Origin of the sequence: Arthrobacter zhaoxinii (genome assembly GCF_024385505.1) — a bacterium.
GTDB classification, from domain to species: domain Bacteria; phylum Actinomycetota; class Actinomycetes; order Actinomycetales; family Micrococcaceae; genus Arthrobacter_B; species Arthrobacter_B zhaoxinii.
Genome location: NZ_JANFLT010000003.1, coordinates 43,163 through 64,876 on the forward strand (window position 1 = coordinate 43,163; position 21,714 = coordinate 64,876).

Annotated in this window: 11 protein-coding genes; 9 read left to right on the plus strand and 2 right to left on the minus strand. The window is 61.1% G+C overall.

The features are described 5' to 3' along the window. The first annotated feature begins 10 nt into the window (after window positions 1–10). From NNX37_RS06830 to NNX37_RS06865, 8 genes are all read left to right on the plus strand, one after another. Window positions 11–892: an ABC transporter permease gene (locus NNX37_RS06830; RefSeq protein ID WP_255791574.1), complete on the plus strand. Its 882-nt coding sequence runs from the start codon at window positions 11–13 to the stop codon at window positions 890–892. Further along, window positions 885–1,754: an ABC transporter ATP-binding protein gene (locus NNX37_RS06835; RefSeq protein WP_255791576.1), complete on the plus strand. Its 870-nt coding sequence runs from the start codon at window positions 885–887 to the stop codon at window positions 1,752–1,754. The genes NNX37_RS06830 and NNX37_RS06835 overlap by 8 nt, the downstream gene beginning before the upstream one ends. Further along, window positions 1,755–3,662: a glycosyltransferase family protein gene (locus tag NNX37_RS06840; RefSeq protein WP_255791577.1), complete on the plus strand. Its 1,908-nt coding sequence runs from the start codon at window positions 1,755–1,757 to the stop codon at window positions 3,660–3,662. It begins immediately after the preceding gene. Continuing rightward, window positions 3,643–6,789: a bifunctional glycosyltransferase/CDP-glycerol:glycerophosphate glycerophosphotransferase gene (locus tag NNX37_RS06845; protein WP_255791578.1), complete on the plus strand. Its 3,147-nt coding sequence runs from the start codon at window positions 3,643–3,645 to the stop codon at window positions 6,787–6,789. The genes NNX37_RS06840 and NNX37_RS06845 overlap by 20 nt, the downstream gene beginning before the upstream one ends. Beyond that, entirely contained in the window at window positions 6,782–9,514 is a 2,733-nt protein-coding gene (locus tag NNX37_RS06850) for a bifunctional glycosyltransferase/CDP-glycerol:glycerophosphate glycerophosphotransferase (protein ID WP_255791579.1), read from the plus strand. The genes NNX37_RS06845 and NNX37_RS06850 overlap by 8 nt, the downstream gene beginning before the upstream one ends. Further along, window positions 9,511–13,020 (plus strand): bifunctional glycosyltransferase/CDP-glycerol:glycerophosphate glycerophosphotransferase, encoded by a 3,510-nt coding sequence (locus tag NNX37_RS16500; RefSeq protein WP_255791580.1) that lies wholly within the window; start codon window positions 9,511–9,513, stop codon window positions 13,018–13,020. Before NNX37_RS06850 ends, NNX37_RS16500 begins: the two co-directional genes overlap by 4 nt. Window positions 13,021–13,168: 148 nt before the next feature. Continuing rightward, window positions 13,169–13,885, plus strand: coding sequence for a phosphocholine cytidylyltransferase family protein (locus NNX37_RS06860; protein WP_255791582.1), 717 nt, complete (start codon window positions 13,169–13,171; stop codon window positions 13,883–13,885). Then, window positions 13,882–17,685, plus strand: coding sequence for a CDP-glycerol glycerophosphotransferase family protein (locus tag NNX37_RS06865; RefSeq protein ID WP_255791583.1), 3,804 nt, complete (start codon window positions 13,882–13,884; stop codon window positions 17,683–17,685). The genes NNX37_RS06860 and NNX37_RS06865 overlap by 4 nt, the downstream gene beginning before the upstream one ends. Before the next feature lie 26 nt (window positions 17,686–17,711). On the opposite strand, the gene NNX37_RS06870 is transcribed toward NNX37_RS06865, so the two are convergent. Next, window positions 17,712–18,596: an acyltransferase gene (locus tag NNX37_RS06870; RefSeq protein ID WP_255791584.1), complete on the minus strand. Its 885-nt coding sequence runs from the start codon at window positions 18,594–18,596 to the stop codon at window positions 17,712–17,714. A gap of 202 nt (window positions 18,597–18,798) precedes the next feature. Between NNX37_RS06870 and NNX37_RS06875 the strand changes: the two genes are divergently transcribed. Further along, a complete protein-coding gene (locus tag NNX37_RS06875) occupies window positions 18,799–20,241 on the plus strand; it encodes a glycosyltransferase (protein WP_255791585.1) in 1,443 nt (480 codons plus the stop codon). 10 nt (window positions 20,242–20,251) lie between these two features. On the opposite strand, the gene wecB is transcribed toward NNX37_RS06875, so the two are convergent. Then, window positions 20,252–21,391 carry a non-hydrolyzing UDP-N-acetylglucosamine 2-epimerase gene (wecB, locus tag NNX37_RS06880; RefSeq protein ID WP_255791586.1) on the minus strand — a complete coding sequence of 380 codons (1,140 nt, stop codon included), beginning with the start codon at window positions 21,389–21,391 and terminating at the stop codon, window positions 20,252–20,254. Window positions 21,392–21,714: the final 323 nt, after the last annotated feature.

Below are 21,714 nucleotides of genomic sequence, written 5' to 3' on the forward strand. Positions count from 1 at the left end.
GAGGTCTCTGTTGACGCAACCCGCCGATGAGGCCGACGCTCGGGTCCGTCCGGTTCTTTTGGACGTCGGCAATCTGCAGCGGGTGGGCGCGCGGCCGGGATTCGGAAATTACCTTCAGCGGCTCTGGGCCTATCGGCACTTCATTGTCTTCGACGCGAAGTCCAGGGTAGTCGGCGGCAACCGACGGGACCGGCTGGGCAGCATCTGGTTGATCGCTAATCCCGTGCTTAACGGCTTGACCTATTACCTGATCTTCGGATTGTTCCTGAGGACGGGTGCCGGAATTGAGAACTTCATCGGATACCTGGTCATTGGCATCTTCCTTTTCCAGATCAGTTCGCGCGCCATAACGAATGGCGGGCGGTCTATCCAGCAGAACCGAACGGTCATCCAGGCTTTCAGCTTTCCCCGCGCCGCGCTGCCCGTGGCGGTGAACCTGCGCGAACTGATAGCGAGCGTTCCGGTGCTGATCGTGATGCTGTTGATAGTTCTCGTACTGCCACCAACCGAGGACGTCACGTGGAAGTGGCTGCTGATAATTCCTGCCCTGGCGCTGCAATGGATGTTCAACCTCGGCATCAGCCTGATTCTTGCCCGGATCATTTCCAAAGTGAATGACGTGGTCCATTTGCTCAGCTTTGCCCTCCGGGCCTGGATGTACGGAAGCGCCGTCTTCTACAGCTATGAGCGCTTTATCGAACATCCCGCCCTGCTTCGGGTAGTGGAGCTGAACCCCCTGTTTAATGTGCTCGACATTGCGCGGAACTGCCTGCTGTATGACCAGCTGCCGTCATGGCAGTCCTGGGCCGTCCTCTCAGCCTGGGCAGCCGGAGCACTGGCCGTGGGGGCCGTTTACTTTTGGCTGGCGGAGGAGACCTACGGCCGTGGTTGACCGGATTCCCGAAGAGGAGCTAAGCGTCGTGGTCGACGGGGTAAGCATGCGCTACCGAGTGCAGTCGAGTCCGCCCGTTCCTGAAAGCAGACGGGGAGGAGCCATCCGCGGGCACACCGCAAAACAGGTGACGGTCAATGCCCTCAACTCACTTTCGCTCGTTGCAGTTCAAGGGGAGTGCATTGGCATCGTGGGACGCAACGGATCCGGCAAAAGCACCCTGATGAAGCTGATCAGCGGACAGATGCCCCCGGACACCGGTGCCGTATACGCGTCCAGCACCCCCGTCCTGCTTGGGGTCAATGCAGCACTTGTGCCCGAGCTGTCAGGGGATCGCAACGTGGTGCTCGGGTGCCTGGCCATGGGGCTGACCGGCGAACAAATCGCGCAGCGCTACGCATCGATTGTCGAGTTGTCCGGCCTGGAAGATGCCATCCACCTGCCGATGCGTTCCTATTCCTCCGGCATGTCCTCCCGGTTGCGGTTCGCCATCGCGGCCAGCATTGACCCCGAAATCCTGCTTATCGACGAGTCTTTGAGTACCGGTGATGCGCAGTTTGCTGCCCGCAGCCGCAGGCGGATGGACGAGCTTCGCGAGAATGCAGGCTGCGTGTTCCTGGTCAGCCACAGCCTCGACACCATCGTCACCATGTGCACCCGTGTGGTCTGGATGGATAAGGGAGACCTGGTAATGGATGGGGAGCCGCATGACGTGGTCACGGCATATAAACAGTTCGCCCGGGAGTTGGCACACGGGAACAATGTCAGCGCGGACGCACTCCGGCAGGATGCGTTGGACACGCTGACGATCACCCGGATTGTGCGGCGCTCCAGCGGCCGACGCCGTGCGAGGAGGCAGTAAATGGCGGTGTTGCAGGTTCTTCGGACGGGGCTCTGGCACTTGCGGTCGGGCGGCCCGCGGCAGGTACGGGAGTGGAACGGACGCCGCAGGGCAGAGCGGGGCTTTACCGACCCCATCGGCTCCCGCGGCGTCGAGGCAGGATGGATCGGTCGGGGCACCAAACGCCGGTTGGCGATTCCCGCGGCGTCCGTACCGTCCCGAGGACCCCGCCGTCCGGACCTAACGGTCGGCGTTGTTCTCGATGAATTTTCGGCTGTTGCTTTTGCCTATGAGTGGAATACCGTGCCGCTGGACCCTGTCGTATGGCGGCAGCAGATGCAGGAGCACGGGGTGGAGCTGGTCTTTGTCGAGTCGGCGTGGGCCGGCAACCAGAGGCGCTGGCGGGGAAAGCTCGCCGGCCCGGATGGCCCGGCGCCCCAGCTTGTCGAATTGCTGGCGTGGAGCAGGAGCCGCGGAATTCCCACCGTATTCTGGAACAAGGAAGACCCGCCCCACTACGATGACTTCCTGCCCGCCGCGGGCCTGTTCGACCACGTTTTCACTTCAGACATCCGACGGGTCGAGCATTACCGGCGGGACCTCGGCCATGCGAACATTGCCGTTCTGCCGTTCGCGGCCCAGCCTGCGGTACATAATCCGGTACGGCCGGCGTATGGCCGGCATTCCCGTGATATCGCTTTTGCGGGGATGTACTTTGCCCACAAGTACCCGGAACGCCGCGAACAAATGGATCTGCTTCTGGGCGGGGCGATGGACGCCTCCGAGACGCTGCCCATCGGACTCGAAATCCTTTCCCGGAATCTCGGGGGCGAGCCCAATTATCAATTCCCTCCGCCGCTGGACTCCCGGGTAGTCGGTTCGTTGTCGTACCAGCAGATGCTGTCTGCCTACAAGGCCTACAAGGTGTTCCTCAACGTCAATTCGGTAGTGGACTCACCGAGCATGTGTGCCCGGCGTATCTTCGAAATCAACGCAGCCGGGACTCCGGTCATCACTACACCCAGCGAAGCCGTTGCCGGCTTCTTTGCTCCCGACGAAGTCCCGGTCGCCCATTCCCGCGAAGAAGCGGCGGCGCTGAGCCGGGGGCTCGCGCGGAACGCTGAATACAATGACCGCACCGTCCACCTTGCCCAGCGCCGCATCTGGTCAGACCATACTTATGCGCACCGTGCGGAAGCCGTTGTCGCGGCGGCCGTGCCGTTGCGCAGCCGGCCCGTGACGCGACCCACGGTTTCGGCACTGGTACCCACCATCCGACCCCACCAGGTGGAGAACGTGTTCCGGACCATCGCCGGACAGCAGGACGTAGACGTGGAACTGGTGCTGCTCACCCATGGCTTCGCCCTGGACCGGGACATGGTGAATGAGCTCAGTTCCGCTCATGGGGTGGAAAACGTCCGTCTGCTCACAGCAGGCAGGGACGTGTCCCTCGGGGAGTGCCTGAACCTGTGTCTTCAGGCAGCTTCGGGGGACGTGGTGGCAAAGATGGACGACGACGACCATTACGGTGCGCACTATCTCAGCGACCAGCTCTACGCACTCGAATACTCAGGCGCCGATGTGGTGGGCAAGCAGGCGCACTACGTGCACCTGCGCAGGAGCAATGCAGTCATTCTGAGGTTCGGGGACCGGGAACACCGATACACGGGCTTCGTGATGGGCCCCACGATCGTGACCCGGCGGACGCTCGCGTTGGAACTGCCCTTTCCGCCGCTTGGACTGGGAGAAGACACCGGGTTCCTGAAGCAGGCCGTGGCCGCCGGGAAACGCATTTATTCTGCCGACCGCTTCAATTATTTCCAGGTTCGGGAAGGCTCCGGACACACCTGGCAGGTTGACGACGCCACCTTACTGGCCTCCGGCGACCTTCGATTCTTCGGGGAACCGCATGCGCACACAGACATTTAGCGCCGTCCGATCGGCCGCGTCGCAGCACAGGGCTGCAGCGATGCTCCACCCCGCGTTGCGGGCAAGGCTGCGCCGGACGGCATCGAGGCAACCCGGGAACGCGGGTTCCGCCCTGCTCAGCGTCATCGTGCCCATGCACAACGTGGCACCGTATCTTGACCGGTGCCTAAGCAGCCTCGTCAGCCAGACGTACCGCCGGCTGGAAATCATCCTGGTCGACGACGGATCCACCGACCGGACGGGCGCCATCGCAGCCGGGTACGCGCGGTACGACCGCAGAATCAAGCTGGTGCGCCTGTCCCACGGAGGAAACGGAAAGGCCCGCAACATCGGCGTCGAGCGCGCTCGCGGACGGTTTTTAGCCTTCGCCGACGCCGACGACGTCGTCCCCTCTGACGCTTACAGCTTGATGATGGCGAGCCTTGCCCGCACCGGCTCAGATTTCTGCGTCGGCTCCTACGGGAGGATCCGCGGGAGCAAGCGGACACCTGTCCGTCTTGCTGACAGGATTCATGCCGTTCCCGATACGGGCGTCACCTTGGCGGAGCGTCCGGACGCCATCGACGACGTGTTCCTCTGGAACAAGGTGTTCCAGCGGAAGTTCTGGGACCGCGCAGTGGGCCGGATACCCGAGGGCATCCGCTACGAGGACCAGGAGAGCACAGCCCGGGCCTACCTGAGATCCGGCTCCTTCGACATCCTGACCCCCGTTGTGTATTGGTGGCGGATCCGTGAAGACGGTACGTCGATTACCCAGGCGAAGCACTTGCTGGAGGACCTGCAGGACCGGCTCACCGTTGCCCGTGATGTCACGGCTTTGATGACGGGCGAAGCGACGCAGGCGGTCCAGGCTCATTGGTACCGGCGCCTGCTGGGCACGGACCTCATCCCGTACATTGAACAGATTCCCGATGCCGGCGGCGAGTTCTGGCAGACACTCCGCGACGGGCTGCGGGACCTTTACGCGGGTGGACAGCCACATCTGGGCAGCATTGACCCGCAGTCCCGGATCTTGCTGTACCTCGTAGCCGAGGGACATCAGGAGGACGTCAGGCGGGCGGTGGTCGACCGGATCAACAACGGAACCGCCAGCCCGCTGGCGTTCGACGGGGGCCGCATCCTCGCCCGTCCGCCGCTGGTGGACGTCCTGAAAACGACTGTGCCGCCTAGGGTGTTGGTGGTTGCCCCTGAGCAGCTGGAACTAGTGGCTGTGCTGGAACCGCCACTGCGGGGAGCCACCGGGCAAGCTGTGCTTCGGGGCCACGCCTACGTCCGCAACGTGGACCTGCGGAGCAACGAGGTGACCCTTACGGTGAAGGCGGCCGATGCTGCCGGACAGCGGGGGATCCGTGCCTTCCGCCGCTACTCGAATCCGGAGATCGATCTTGCCTCCGGTGACCGGAACTGCAGCTATGCCGACTCCGCGTTCGCCATGGAATTGGACCTGCCGCTGCCGAAGGAACTGAGCATCGCTGCTGAGGTGGCCGGACACCGTGTGGAGTGCATGCTCCGGGTTCCCTCCCCGGTGGATGGAGCCGGCCTTCCTCCCGCCGGACCGGCAGTCACGGCACTCTCCACGCTCTCCGGCGACGACGGAGACGAGCTGCGGCTCGAGTTGGCGGGTGCTCCGCCTGCCGCGTCTTACGCCCTGGTGACCGCACGCTACCAACTTCCTGCGAAGGCACTGCGTCAGCCCGACGGGAAACTCCTGCTTCGGGTGCCGCTGGCCACGCAAAGATGGGGCGTGAACCTGCCTGCGCCGCCGTCGGGGTCCTATACCCTGCGCATGCGCGGGGACGGCGGAGCCGCAGGACCGGGGGACCCCGCCGTCGCGGTGGATGAAGCCACGGCGGGAGATTTCCGTTCCATCCGGCTCGCCGATGCCCGTGTGCGCGGCCTGCGGACCGACGCCGGTTTCATGGCTGTGAGCATTTCCGCTCCGCTGGCCGACGATGAGACCGGGACCTTCCATCAGTACCGCTTACGGCGGGCGGTATTCGGCGGGGACACCGCGGCTACCCCCTGCCCGGGAATCTTCTTTGAGAGCTTCGGCGGTACCAGCTGTTCGGACAATCCCCGCGCGATCTCCGATTACCTTGCCGCCACCGGCTTTGACGAGCCGCTCTACTGGTCCGTGGCCGACCGATCTGTTCCCGTGCCCGAGTATGCGGTCGCGCTGCTGCAGGGATCCGCCGAGTGGTACGAGAAGCTGGCAACCACCCGGCGGCTGGTGAACAACAACAACTTTCCCTGGTACTTCCGCAAGTCCCCGGGACAGTTCTACCTGCAGACCTGGCACGGAACCCCGATGAAGAAGCTCGGGCTGGATGTACCGCAAAACCTGCTGGCGCTCTCCTACCGGGACCTGATGCAGCGGGAAGCCCGATGGTGGGATCTGCTGCTGGCACAGAATACCTTCGCCGCAGCAACGCTTCCACGGGCACTCGGGTACACGGGCGAAGTACTGACTGCCGGATACCCCCGCGGCGACGCCCTCCTGCGCTTGGATACCCGGGAACGGGTTCGCCGCCGACTGGGGATTTCACCCGGACAAACGGTCCTACTGTATGTGCCGACCTGGCGGGATGGCGTACGGGACGGTGCAGGCCGTTCGGATTGGATCGGATTTCTGGACGTATCGGAAGCCAGCCGGCTGCTTGGGGCGAAATACACCTTTCTGATCCGGGGCCACCATAACGTTGCGGCCCAGCGGAACATCGAGGAGCATCCCCGCACAATCGATGTCACCGACTATCCCGACATCACTGACCTGTACCTGGCGTCAGACGCACTGGTCACCGACTATTCCTCTGCGATCTTCGATTACGCCGAGCTGGGCCGGCCGATTTTCCTCCTGGCACCGGACCTGGAGCAGTTCCGGCAGTCGCGCGGACTGTATCTGAATCCGATGACGGATTTGCCCGGCATTCCGCTGGTTTCAACCTCAACCGAACTGGCGGCTGCAGCGGCGGAGGGTTTCGGATCAGGGCACGTCGGACCTTCAATGCCTGCACGCCTGATTCCCGATACACACGGAGACAGCTCTGCAGCAGTAGCCGCTGCGCTGCTGGCCCGCAGCCGGCCCGCACCCGATCGAACCGAACTGACTGGAGACCTACGTGGCTAGAGGACAATTTTCCCTGGTGGTGGCGCTGTACAACGTTGCCGAATATGTCCCCGCCTTTCTGGAGTCCCTACGCACACAGACATACCCTGTGCAGGACCTGGATATTGTGGTGGTCGACGACGGCTCAACGGACACGTCGGCCGCACTGGTGGAACGCTGGGGCCGCGAGCATCACCCCGGCCTTCGGCTGGTTCGCCAGGAAAACGCAGGTCCCGGCGCCGCCCGAAATGCAGGGCTTCGGCTGGCTAGAAATACGTGGGTGACCTTCTGCGATCCTGACGATGTCTTTCACCCCGGTTACTTTCAGGAGGTGGCTAAGTTCCTGCAGGGTGACGCAAACGGTTCCGCGCAGTTGCTGGCGACCAGACTGGTGCAGTTCGCGGACGGCACCGCAAAGATGAACCATAATCATCCGCTGGGGAAGAAGTTCAGGTTCGGAAATACCTTGGTCAGTCTGAACAACAATCCGGAGTTCATCCAGCTGCACGGCCCTACCGCCTTCCTGCGCCGGGAAATCCTCGCCCAGCACGGCCTGACCTTCGACGAACGTATCCGCCCCAAGTTCGAGGACTCCCACCTGATCGGCCGGTACCTTTCAGCCGTCGAGGAGCCCGTCCTGGGCATAGTGGCCAGTGCCCGCTACTTATACCGTCGAAACAGACAGCACGGAGCATCGCTGGTGGCCGCAGCATGGGCTGACCCTCGTGCCTACGACGACCTTCCGCGCTATGGCTACCTTGGAATGCTCCAAGCAGTCCAGAGGCAGCTGGGCCGGATCCCGCACTGGGCCCAGTACATGGTGCTCTATGACCTGATCTGGTTCTACATCGATGACAAGCGGATGCACAGCGTCACGGCAGGAGCTACGAGCCTGCAACAGGAACGCATGCACGGACTCCTTGAGGAGATCGTAGAGCTCATTGATGTTGAGGTCATTGATGAGTTCAGTGTCGTGAGCCAGGGCTGGATCTTCCACAACATCCTGCGCCGGCACTATAAACAGCTGATGGACGATCCGTCCGTCGTCCAGGAAGGAAAGCACGACGAACAACGCGGAACTGTCCGGTACTCCTATCTGTTCCAGGGCGATCACCCGGAAGAAAAAACCTACCTCGACGGCGCCCCTATTGTTCCCAATGCGGCCAAGGTGCGGGACCACCGGGTCCTAGGTAAAACGCTCATCAAGGAGCGGGTGCTCATCCTGCCGGAAGGAGCCGGTCTGGAGATCCAGCTGGACGGCGTTCCGGCAGTGATTACCACTAACCGAGGGGTCCCGTTTCAACCCGGACGTCTTCCGGACCAGCTTCCCGGGTTTCACCTGGTGCCGCCCGCGGTTCCCGCAGGGCCCGGGCACCACACGGCGAGCTATATCCGGCCACTTGGCCGCAATGCCGGGAGGTTCCGGCAAAACCGCATCCTGCATCGTTCGCTCACAGGAACGGGTGGCCTAGCGGAGGCGCGTGACAGCGGGACCCGGTATGTGCAGCGGATTATTTCCCGTGGAAAGGCTCTCCGCCAGAAAACTGCGGATCGCCGCCTTGTCGCTCGGGCCGCGCAGGAGCCCGCCGTGTCGCGGTATAAAGACGCCTGGCTGCTGATGGACCGGATTGGACGGGCCGATGACAACGCAGAGCACCTGTACCGGTACCTGCTGCGTGAGCGCCCGGAGATCAATGCCTGGTTTCTGCTGGAGCGGACCAGCCGGGACTGGGACCGACTAGCCGCCGAGGGCTTCAAACTCGTAGCGTACGGCTCGGACGAATCGGTGCTGCTCTACCTCAACGCAGCGTTCAAAATTTCTTCCCACCTCAACGCCAACATTGAGTTTCCGGTCAGCAAGCGCCGCTTCGGTACCGGCCGGGCGCGCTTTGTGTTCCTGCAGCATGGAGTCATCAAGGACGACATGTCCCTCTGGCTCAACACGAAGGAAACCGCCCTGATGATCACGGCGACTTATGCCGAGCATGAATCCATCGCCGGTGACGGCCCGTACGACCTAACCCGGCAGGAAGTGAAGCTTGTGGGCTTCCCCCGGCATGATGCCTTGTTAAAGACGGCTGAACTGAATCCAGTGCATCTGCGGCGCCAGATCCTGATGGCCCCGACCTGGCGGGAGTACCTCCGGAATGAGCTGGAGACAGCGGGTTCCCCTATGGAAAGAGCCGAGCTGTTTGAACACAGTGACTTCGGCCGAAACTGGCTGCAGTTGCTGCGGTCACAGGCCTTAGGTGAGTTCTGTCAGCGCAATGGCTACGAGGTGGTGTTCCTGCCCCACCCTGAGCTGGAGTCCATGGTTCCGCTTCTGAAGCTTCCCGCCTATGTGCGGGCGGCCGCTTATTCGGAGATCAGCGTCCAGGCCCAGTTGGTGCAGGCCCGCATGATGGTGACTGACCATTCTTCCCTTGCGTTCGATGCGGCCTACGCCGGGGCGAAGATCATTTATTTCCACTTCGATGGTGATGAGATTTTCGGCGGCGGACACGTCTACCGGAAGGGCTACTTTGACTACCGCCGCGACGGTCTGGGGCCGATAGCCGAGGCGCCTGACCAAGTAGTACGCGAACTCGCAGCCAGGGATGGCAGGTCGGGACCGACACTCTACGATGAGCGGGTTCGCTCCACCTTCCCCTATTGGGATTCGCAGTCCAGCGTCAGGACTACATCCGCCATAGAGGATCTGAACGGCAACAGGCCGGCCGGGGCCGAGGGAAGAGGACATCCGTGACGACGCCGGCGCGCGCCGTGCTGGCCGGGATACGGCGGCGGGCGCGGGCCTTGGTATCCTCCGGGCGCGGGGCAAAAACCGGACCCGGATCCGGGCTGCTCAGCGTGGTGCTGCTCTCCGGTAATCAGACGGACGCCTCCACAGCCACGCTGGCTGCAGTGTTAGCTCAGCCCTACAGGCAGATTGAAGTGCTGGCCCTGGCATCCGAGAGCTGTGGCGCCGAGGCCCTCGAGAGCGCCTCCGGGAACGACCCTCGGCTGAAGATGCTGCGCTCGGAGGGGGAGGGGGATCTACGAACATGCATAAGAGCAGCGGCTGGTGACGGCATTGTCTTCATGGAACCCGGCGCCCGGCCCGCCCCGGCGCTGTACGAGGATATGCTTGCGGCGCTCGTGGCATCGAGGTCCGACTTTGTTTCGGCGGCTCCTCAGCACACCACCGGTCCCGGGCGGTCAGCCTCACTCGTGCAGGCCCGAGGCGGCAAGGGCCTGACTCTGTCCATGGTTCCCGCAGCGCTCGCCGACACCGAACTGTGGAACAAAATTTACCGTTCGGCCTTTCTGGAACGGGTTACCGGTGACCTCCCGGCAGATGCCGCTGCCCGGGATATTGCCCTGAGGGGATACCTACGGTCGGAGTCTTTTGACTATCTCGGGATACCAGCTGGAAAAGGACCGAAGGCGCCCGTCGCGACACCTGCCCAATTGCGCGACGACCTGTCCGAATGCCGCCGGCTGGCCCCCCTGCTGGACGCCGAAGGAACAGTTGAGTCACGCGCTTACTGGTATGCGGAGGGTCTCGGTACGCGGTGGCGGAGCCACCTGCGCGAGGTTCCACGCTCCGGAACGGGCTACTGGGAGCTGGTTCAGGAGACCGCGGCATACCTTGCCGGAACCTCCGGGGCGCTTGAGCAGTTCCAGCTGCACGACCGCGTGCTCGCCGGACTTGCCGCTGCCGGCGACCGAGCCGGCGTTGACACGGTTCTCGCAGAATTGCAGGACCATGGCATCGGCTACGCTGTCCATGCCCACGGCGGCGGCTATCACGCCTTGCCGACATATTGGCCCCTGTTGACGGAACCACCGGATCCCGCGGTTCTTCGTCTGGGGCCGGCGGATCTTCGGCTGCGTTCCCGGTTCAGCGGGTTCCGATGGGACGGCGGGGTGCTGGAACTCAGCGGATCAGCTTATGTCGAGGGGCTGGACACCAGGGATCATCCATCGGCTCTTGGCGCCGAACTGGTCGACGGCACCACCGGCCAGTGTTACCCGCTTCCCCTGCAGCAGATAGCGGACGCCCGCATCGATGAAAAGTCGGGGGACCGGTTCAACACCTATGCGGCGGCCGGATTCCTGGTACGCGTGGATACGGGACGGCTCCTTTCCGAACGCAGCAGCTTCCGCGGACGGAAGTGGCACGTGAAGATCTCGGCGGACTTTGGCGGACTGCAAATCGAGGACCGGATACAGGCACGGGAACCGGATTTGGTACCGCGGCGGCTTCCCCTCGGGCCGGTAGCGGGAGTTCAGCGAATCGTCGGCCTTCTTGACGCGGTGCACGGACTGCGGCTGATACCGGTGACCTATAGGTTTCTTGTTCACCAGGCACGGCTGCAAAAGTCGGAACTGTCGGTTCGTTTCCGCGACGCCGTTCCGGAAAGACTGATTATGCAGCTGCCGGAGGGCCGGGAACTTGAGGGACAGCACCTACCGGGCGACGGCGGGACTTTCGTTTTCGATCTGACTCGAGTGTCACCGGAAGATGCCGGGGGACACGATGCCGTATTCCATCTCCGAGGCGGGACCCATAGCGGCCGGCTCGAATACGTGGGGTGGGCAGGGTCCGACGACGAACTACCCCCCGGGACAACGGCGAACAGCCTGATGCTCCGTTGCACGGGATTCGGATTCCTCACCGTTGTCCGGCCGGCAGCATGTGCAACCGTGACCGCTTGGGAGCTTTCCCCTGACGGTGAGCGCCTGAGTGTTACCGGGCACTGGCATGGTGCCGCTGAGGAGGACGCCAGATGGTTGGTCCTGGCCGGGGACCACGACACGATCCTGCCTGACGCGGTTCAGCGGAGGCGGAACCAATGCTTCCGGGTGGAATTCGCCCTGCGGAGGGACATCTGGGGAACCGGTCCGGTCTGGCCGGAGAGCGGGAACTATCGCCTGGTGTACCGGCCGGACGACGGCGGACCCCAGCAGCCGGTCGCCGTCGCCGCGGCTTTGGCTGCCGAACTCCCACAGGAAGCGCTACGGACACGCGTGCGCGTGACCGTTCCGGCGGCAGGACAGGGAGAGCAGTTTCGCTTACGGGTCCAGGCGCCGTTGCCGCTCCAGGAACGCGGACCGTACAACCAACAGCGAATGATTGACGCCTACGCCAGCGCGTCCGAGCCTTTGATTGAAGCTGTCTTCTTTGAAAGCTTTGCCGGAAAATCCGCGACCGATAGCGTCCGCGCCGTGGACGAGGAGATCTCAACCAGATACCCCGGACTTCGGCGGTACTGGTCCATCACAGACTCTTCAGTAGCCGTCCCCGCAGGCAGCACGCCGCTGATCCGGTTTTCCAGCGAGTGGTTCCGGATATTGGCAACGGCAAAATACTTGATCAACAACAACACCTTCCCGGTCTTTTTCCGGAAACGTGCCGGGCAGATCTATGTCCAGACGTGGCATGGAACCCCGCTTAAGCGGATTGGGTTTGACACGCCGACTGCAAGGGTGACGCCGTCATACCGCCGCACGCTGGAACGCGAACCGCAGAGCTGGGATCTATTGCTGGCTCAGAGCCCTTATGCCGCCCGGACTCTGGCGTCAGCGTTCCGCTACAGCGGGACCACCGCAACGCTGGGGTACCCACGGAACGATTCGCTGCTGCGCGGCGACGCTGCGGCCCGGCGGACGCGTACCCGTAACAGCCTTGGCATCCCCGCTTCAAACAAGGTTTTGCTGTATGTCCCGACCTGGCGGGACACTGCCCGAACACGGGGAGGAAAATTCGCGGTAGTAAGCCATCTGGACTTCCCTCAGCTGCGGTCCGCGCTGGGCCCGGATTACACCTTCCTCTTCCGCGGTCACCACAACGTGGCCTCTCAACGGGCCCGCAGTTATGAGGGAGTAATAGATGTCACTGCTTACCCGGAGGTAACGGACCTCTACCTGGCAGCCGATCTCATGGTCACCGATTATTCCTCCGCGATGTTCGACTTCGCGGTAACCGGCAAGCCCCTGTATTTCCTAATCCCGGACATCGATGAATACAGGGACTCCATTCGGGGCTTCTACTTCGATCTGGCTGCGGAGGCTCCCGGGCCATTGTTCCGTAGCTCGGCCGAGCTGGCTTTCCACCTCGCAGGTTCAGGCGGCGCCGGGCGAACCTACACGGAGTTTGCGCGCAAATATTCTCCTCATGATGACGGTAGGGCAGCTTCACGGTTTGTTGACCGTATTTTCGGGACTGTGCCGAAAGATGGCCAAGGAGAACCGCGGATTAGCGGATAAAAATTACGCTTGTGCTTTCACCGCCCGCATGTATTCTTCCCTCCCTGGGGGGACCGCGGAGGCCAGGCAAAGGGGCCAATCGGTAGTTTAGCTATCGATACTCGCACGGTGTTCCTTTCGATTGTTTCCCGAGGAACAGGACAACCAAATGACTGTGCAAACCGTAATTCTTGCAGCAGGATTGGGAACCAGGCTGGCGCGCCCGCACCCTAAGTCACTGACGCGTCTGGATGACGGTCGGACGATCATGAGGCAGCAGGTGGATAACCTGCAGGCAGCATTCGGCGGGAGCCTTCGCCTCACGATCGTCGTCGGCTACAAACTCCGCGAGATTATGGAGCATGTCCCGGATGCTTCATTTGTGTATAACGAAGCCTACGGCGAGACAAATACCTCCAAGAGTCTTCTCAAGGCCCTGCGTAATTCCAGCAGCGACGGCGTCCTGTGGATGAACGGTGATGTGGTATTCGAGCCGGGAATGCTCGAATACCTTCGCGATTACATTGTCGCAGACCGCTCTTTCGTGGCAGTCGATACATCTACCGTGTCCGAGGAAGAGATCAAATATACGGTCGATCGGAAGGGATTCATCGACCAGCTGTCCAAGACGGTGAAGAACGCGCTGGGTGAAGCGATCGGAATCAATTATGTCTCTTCTGCAGACAAGCAGGGCCTGATCGACCGCTTGGTCTCTGTGCCGGACCATGAGTACTTCGAACGAGGGATTGAACTGGCCATCGCGGACGACGGAGCCGAATACCTCCCGGTGGATATCAGCAGCTTCTACGCCGTTGAAGTGGATTTCGCTGAGGACCTGACCAGGGCGAATGAACGTATAGCGGTAGCCAAATCCATCCCGGCATGAGCATTCGATCAAAGCTTGGGCAACGGCAGCCGAATACTGCGGGTGGGGGAAACATGATCGGATGGCAGGCGCTCTACGCGCATGCGAGGAATCTGGAGAAGAAAGACGAGTGGGACGCCGCTGCGGCTGCGTATGCCCGTATTCTCCGCGGCGGGGAGAACCACGATGCAAGAGTGGTGTTCAGGTTGGGGCATGCTTACTTCCGCCTCAACCGACTGGACGAGGCGCGCCCCCTCCTGGAACGGGCGGTGCACCTGGAGCCCGGAAATGCTGCCTGGCACTACCGCCTGGGCTTCGTTATGGAGCGGCAAAAGCAGTACAACGGCGCCCTGGCACACTACCGGGCGGCGCTGGACCTGCAGCCCGGGCAGGCCGGTTGGCTTCACCGCGTTGAAGCCTGTGAAGCGGCACTTAGCAGGATGGAGTTGGACGCCGTGGTCAAGGGCAAGGGGCCGACGTGGCAAATCACCGAGGTGCTCGAGGACGGCCTGGCGTTCCACTCCACTGATTACCGCTGGGCGGAGCGCCTAGGTGATGCCTATTTCAAAATGGGCCGGTACGAACAAGCCGGCGGAACCTACGCACGGAGCACAGCCCTGCAGGCACAAGACGCGAACCTTCATTTCAAGGAGGGATGGGCCTGGCAGCTCGCCGGGAAGGCAGCCAAAGCGGACCAGGCACTTCACGGCGCAGTCGCCTGTGACAAACGCCTCGGAGCAAAGGACTTCGGAGTCGGTGTTTTTTTCGAAGCCAAAGGACAGTGGAGGCTCGCAGCTAATGCGTACGCCAAAACGCTGAGCATCAGGCCTGATTCAGGGGAGTTGCATTATCGGCTCGGGGTTGCGAGGCAAAAGATCTACGACTGGGCCGGGGCAGCTGAAGCGTTCCGAGCCGGGATCCAAGTCAGCCCGCGGTCAGCAAAGCTGTACTGGAGGCTTGGTCTGTCCCTCGAACGGCTGGGAGACCTGCAGGGGGCGGAAGCAGCCTATGGCCGCGTACTCGCCGACCCGGCACCGGCAAGCAAATACTGGAAATACCGGCTCGGGCACGTGCTCAGGCTCCAGGGGCAATATGAGGAAGCCTGTATTGCCTATTTCCTGTCCGTTGAGGACGGCAGCATGCCTCGCCCTGCGGAAGAGAACGCACATCGATACCTGACCAAGGCCTTGGAACGGGACCTGGCCGCGTTGAAGGCAGCACAATCCGGGCAGCTTCTCTTCGAGTTCGGCCAGCGAGCCGAACAGTACGGTTGCCACTCTGTCGCGGCTGATGCATATCTAGCCTCCGTTGAACGGACCAGTACCTATTCTTCCGAGCGGTACTTCAGGTTGGGCTGCGCCTTGATGCGGGCAGGGAACTACCAGGATGCGTGCGCCGCCTTCGCCGAGATCCGGCAGTTCAAGCGCGCTCACGGTGTTGACACGGCGCAGTACATGAAACAAAGGCAGCACCAGCTGGGGATGGCCTACACGGAGTACATGGAGACGCTGGAGATACGCAACCGGACGATTATGTATGAAAGCTCCCACGGAGCCGCTGCCTCCGGTAACCCCCTTCAGCTTTACCGTGCGGTCGTCCGCGACGCCCGCTTCGCTGGTTTCACACACGTCTGGGTAATGAACGACGACGAGGCCTTCCCCGCCGAGTTCAGAGGCAATCCGGACCTGATAGTCGTCCAGCGGGACAGTGACCTATACCTGCGCTACTTGGCGACCGCCGGTTATCTAATAAATGACAATACCTTTCCTCCGTATTTCATTCGCCGCCCAGAGCAGAAGTATCTGAATACCTGGCACGGCACACCGCTCAAAACGCTGGGACGCGACATTAAGGGTGGTGTGCTACAACACAAGAACGCCGCGAGAAACTTCCTTCATGCAACACACATGATTGCTCCCAATGACTTCACCGCCGACTGTTTATTGGATCGATACGATATCGCCGGCCTTTACAGCGGAAGATTGGCTGTCACCGGATATCCCAGGATTGATGCCACCCTCGGCGCCGGCAGCACACAGCGGGACGAACTAAGGCAGCGTCTGGGAATACCGGCCGATAAGAAAGTCGTTCTCTATGCGCCCACCTGGCGCGGAGACCTGGCAGACCGGAAGCTGGATAATAAGCGTCTGCTCAATGACATAGAGGCTCTTCGGTCGGAAAAGTGGCATTTGCTCTACCGCGGCCACGTCATGACAAGCGATCAGGCCAGCGGCAAGCTCCTGGCAGCCCATACGGTTCCGGCTGCGATCGACACCAATGATTTGCTGGCTGTCGTGGATGTGCTGATCACGGACTATTCGAGCATCTTTTTCGATTTTATTCCTACCGGCCGGCCCATCATCTACTACGCCTATGACCGTGAGGAGTACGACGCGGAACGAGGCCTGTACTTTGACATGGATGCCCTGCCGGGCCACGTCTGTTACAACGCCGAATCGGTGATTGAACACGTGACGCACGGATTGACCATTGGATCCTCTGCCAACGATGACGAAGTATGGGCCGCTGCGAAACAGAAGTTCTGTCCTCGCGAAGACGGCCAGGCTACCTCGAGAGTTCTGGAGTATTTCTTCTTTGAGGCCACCGGCTTCGATGTGCCGAACAAGCAGGACGCCAAGCGAAACGTGCTGCTGTTCCAAGGTTCCTTCCTCCCGAACGGCATCACATCCTCATACCTGAATCTGGCCTCGCACATAGACCGGGAAGAAAACAACGTATATGTGGTTGTTGATCCAGAGGCGTTGGCCTCGCAGCCAGCCCGTCTCGAAAAATTTGCGCAGAACCCGGAGCATGTCCGGGTGCTGGCACGGGTGGGAACCCACGTCCTGACGCCCGAGGAGCGCTGGGTGGTCGACAAGCTGAACACACAGCATGCCGTCGATAGCCAGGAGATGTGGGACATCATCGACCGGGCTTTTGCTCGGGAATTTCTCCGCGTGTTCGGATCGGCGTCATTCGATTCGGTGATCTGCTTCGAAGGATATGCACGTTTTTGGGTCGCACTTCTCGGGAGCGCACCGTTGGAATCCGCCAAAAAGTCGGTATACCTCCACAACGATATGTACCGAGAGTGGAAAAATCGTTTTGAATATCTTGAGGCGAATTTTCGTCTGTACGGCAAGTTCGACTCGCTGATCTCGGTGACAAAGAGCGTGGCAGAAGAAAACACACGCCAACTGGCTGGGCATTTCAACCTCGATCCGGCCGCCTTCACGTTCTGCAACAACCTGGTGAACCCATATGAAACCTTACGCATGGCTGAGGAACCTCTGGACCGGGATATTGCAAACTGGGTTCGGGAAGGCGATGCGCTGTTTGTAACCCTGGGGCGGCTGTCACCTGAAAAGGGGCATGCAAAGCTGATCCGCGCTTTCGCCGCAGTGGCCGCCGAACATCCGGAGGCCAAACTTGCAATCCTCGGCGACGGGCCGTTGCAGGACAGGCTGCAGCAGTTGATTGACAGCCTGGGTATCAGCCGGCAGGTTCTGCTCGCGGGCCGGCGTGCTAACCCCTTCGCGGTCCTCAAGAACGCCGATTGTTTTGTCTTCTCGTCAGACTACGAAGGCCAGGGGCTGGTTGTCCTGGAGGCACTGATCCTGGACCGTCCGGTGATTTCTACAGACGTGGTGGGTCCGCGCAGTGTGCTTGAGGGTGGCTATGGCCTCTTGGTGAAGAACAGCATTGAAGGTTTGGCGGATGGATTCAGGCGGTTCTTCAGGGGAGAGGTGCCGCATCACCCCTTCGACTATGAGGTGTACCAGAAAGAGGCCCTGGAGAAGTTCGCTACGGAAGCCCTCTAAGGATGCGCTGCCGTAGCGGTGCTCGTTCAGGCCCGGGAAGCCTGCTCTTCGTCCATCGGCGCCATGTGTTTTGCTGCTGTTCCCGGCTTCATGAGCGGGCTTATCCGGATATTGGCATCGCCGTGCTGTTCCGCCCAGAGCCTCGCCTCGGACTCGGAAGGGAACTGCACTACAAATACCTCGTCGCCGGATTCCACCACCGCAGCGAACGGGCCACCGTGGACGCCGTCTGCGGTTGTACTCCAATACGGAGATTTTGTGACAGTGCTGGCATCGGGCTTGTAGAACGGCCTCGCACGGGAAAGATGCGGCCGCTCCCAGGCCACATCCCGCCGGGTGACACGAGCGGGTATCCCGGCGGCGACGCAGTTGTTAGGAATCCTGCCTGTGACCAGGGAGCCGAAGCCGACAACACTTCCGTCACCCACCTGTGCACCGCTCAGCAGGACAGCACGTTTGGCCACCCAGACATGGTTGCCGATGGCGATGTCCTTGGACCAATTGACACGCTGTTCGGTGGCAACATCAAAAATCGCATGCCCGTCATCGGCCCGGATCTCGTTATCGCTTGCCAGCATGACATCGTTTCCGATCAGAACGGAGGTACCTTCGACAGCGGAAATGACGCAGGTATTCGTGGTGGTCAGATCCTGACCCAGACTGACCAGGGAATCCTGTCCGATGCGGATAAAGGCCGAGAACACTCCGAATCGGTTCCCTGCCATTTGAAGGGTGCCGTTATCGCAGTCGAAGGCAACATTGAGTTTTCCCAGCCTGACTTCGGACGCGATTTCGAAGCGGTTGCCGGACCCGGTGAATTCGATCCGGACATTGGGGACTTCGCGCCCCCCATAAATAATCTGGTTGCCATTCTCGTCACTGTACGGCGCGAGCGTATTCAGGATTACCATGGCCCGATCATAGTCCGCCCGCAGGCTTAGTCAACAGCAGGTACAAAGGAATATGCAGAAGCCTTGTGTATGCCAAAGCCTGAATGCGGCCGCCTCAGCCACTTCGGTCTCAGCACTTTAGGGAAAGGGATCCGGTTCAATGATAAATCGGGTATATGTCGTTATGTTCGGAGTGCTTCCGGGGAGGCCGACGGGCCTTGCCATGTCAGTCCTTCGCCGGGCAGAAGCATTTGCGGAAGCCGGTATTCAAACGCAGATTCTTGTCGACCATTTTTCAGCTGATTTCGATGCGGAAGTGCAGGAGCTGGGGCGCCGGGGAAGGATCGGAAAAGACATCTCTGTCCGGTACATGTATCACGACCTTGCCGGCCACGATAATTACCCTGCCGATGTCCACTACGAGAGCCCGCTGGGGACGCAGGGGTGGACCTACGTTTCCCCGGAGGAGAAGCCGGACATGCTGGTGGGAAGATTCGGTGGCGAGTACCGGCATCGGGTGTTGCTTCGGGATGACCGCGTGCTCTTCGTCGACCACCTAAACGCCGGAGTCTGGGACCGAAGGGTCTGGCACGACAGGGCGGGCGCTGCCTGCAAAGTGGAGCACATTGGTACAGCGGGAAAGCCGAGGGTGGTGCAGTATCTGGATCGTAACGGAACGTGCTATTTGGAGGAATCCCGCGAAGAAGCAACGCAGCGGGTCCTCGGATGTGAACTGTATCCGCGGTCGGCACGCAGTTTTATGTACCGGGACATGGTCCAGGTGTTCCGGTTCTGGATGCAGTCGCATGTGTTGTCCGGAGAGTCAGAGCCCGTCATAATTTCGGAGTACGGCGTGAGGCGTAAAGCTCTCGATGCCTTGGTGGACGAAAACAACGCCCGCGTTATCTATACGCTGCATAACAACCATTTTTCATTTCCGCACCGTTACGGGAGCCGGGTGCGGCCTGAAATGGCCGACCTGATGAACCATCTCAGCGACGGCCGGGATCTGGTTGTTCTCACTGCGGAACAACGCCAGGATATTTGGAAGCAGTTTGGCATGATGTCGTCGGTCCATGTCATACCCCATTTCGTTCCGCCCGTATCGCGCTTTCGCGAGCGTGACCCCAACCTTGTGGTTATGGTGGGGCGTTTTCATAAGATCAAGGGACAGCTGGCGGCCATCCGTGCCTTCCAGCGGATCGTGCATGCCGTCCCGGACGCCAAGCTGGTGTTTTACGGCCGCGGTGCCGAGGAGGGGGAGATGCGCAAGCAAATCGCGGACCTGGGCCTGGCCGGATCTGTATCGATCGCCGGCTTCACGGCAGACGCACAAGACGCCTTCCTCAGCGCGGCGGTGTCCATAGTCGCCTCGGACTATGAGGGGTTTTGTTTGTCCTTGGCCGAGAGTATGGCTGCAGGATGCATTCCCGTTGCGTACGACATCAAGTACGGACCGAGGGAGATGATCGATAACGGTATCAACGGATTTCTGGTTGAAGCCGGAAACGAGCGGGAGCTGTCGGATGCCGTGATTTTGGGTCTGTCGAATAAGTCCATGGCGCTGCGCATGGCGGATGAAGCCAGGCGTATTCAGGAGACATTGTCCAAAGACAGGTTCATGGGCGAATGGGCTGCGGTTTTGCAGGGAGTGGCTGGTAGGTAGGGCACAGGCATCAGCGCACAGCGTTTGAGAAGCGGTCACTGCTCACCAGTGCCTTGATGGCCTCGACACTCCGTTTCGCCGCTGTCCCGTCTCCGTACGGGTTGATGGCCTCAGCCATCGAATCGTAGTGCTCACGGTTGTGCAGCAGCCAGCCGACTTCGCTGACGATCCTGTCCTCACCGGTGCCAATGAGTCTTGCCACGCCTGCCTCCACCGCTTCAGGCCGTTCCGTGTTGTCCCGCATGACAAGCACGGGTGTTCCGAGGCTGGGAGCCTCTTCCTGTACTCCGCCGGAATCCGTCAGGATGATGTCGGCCCTCGACAGCAGCCGGATGAACTCTCCGTATGCCAGCGGCTCCGTGACAAGGACGTTGCCCAACGACACCAAATAGGGAAGCACTGCACCGCGCACCAGGGGATTGCTGTGGAGGGGTAGGACAATCGTCAGGTCCGGCTCTGCTGCGGCGATACGGGCGAGAGCCCGGCCGATGCTGTTCATGGCCGCACCCTGGTTTTCCCTCCGGTGGGTTGTGACAAGCATGACCCGCCGGCTGGAGGCCGCCAGGGACTCCAACAGTGGATTGGTGAAACGTACCTTTTTCTCGACCGTAGCCAGCAGTGCATCTATCACGGTGTTTCCGGTGACAACAATGTCGTCCGGGGGGATGTTCTCCGCCAGGAGGTTTGCACGGCTGCTCTCCGTCGGGGCCAGGTGGAGGGCGGCCAGCTGCGAGGTGATCTTCCGGTTGCCCTCCTCCGGGAACGGGGACAGGGGGTTACCGCTGCGAAGGCCCGCTTCAACATGGACCACTGGAATACCCCGGTGGAAAGCCGCCAGTGCCGCGCCGGTGGAAGTAGTTGTGTCGCCTTGGACCACCACGGCATCAGGCCGGTTCACGGCGAAGAGCTTATCGAGCCCGGTCACGGTGCGGCAAAGTATGTCATTGAGCGACTGCCCGGGCTCAAAAATATTGAGGTCGTGGTCGGGAATAATCCCAAAAACCGCGTTCACCTGATCCAACATCGAGCGATGTTGTCCGGTCACGGTTATGAAACATTCCAAGGCGCGGGCGCGCTTTAGTTCGGCAATGATTGGAGCGATCTTTATCGCCTCGGGACGGGTACCGTAGATTGGCATGATGACTGGCAAGGAGACCCCCGGCTACAACTCGCGCGCGAATTTGCCTTAGTTTATCCCAAATTCTTTCCTCGGCGTTTTCGAAATATCTCTAAAATCGTCTCTAATTACTTGGAAAGGGGCCGCTATATACCTAGGACATAAGGACGCCTTACGCGCGTCGTGTCGAGTGGATGTCCGAACGGCTGGCTGGTGACGAATGTGCCGGTGACAGACCGTTCAGCAGCCACGGAACGCAGCCGCTGCCGCAGCACCAACCGGCAGCAAATCGTTATCGGCTTCTGTCAGTGCCCTGCGGTAGGCTTCCTAATGACATAGACGGTTAGCGGCAATGA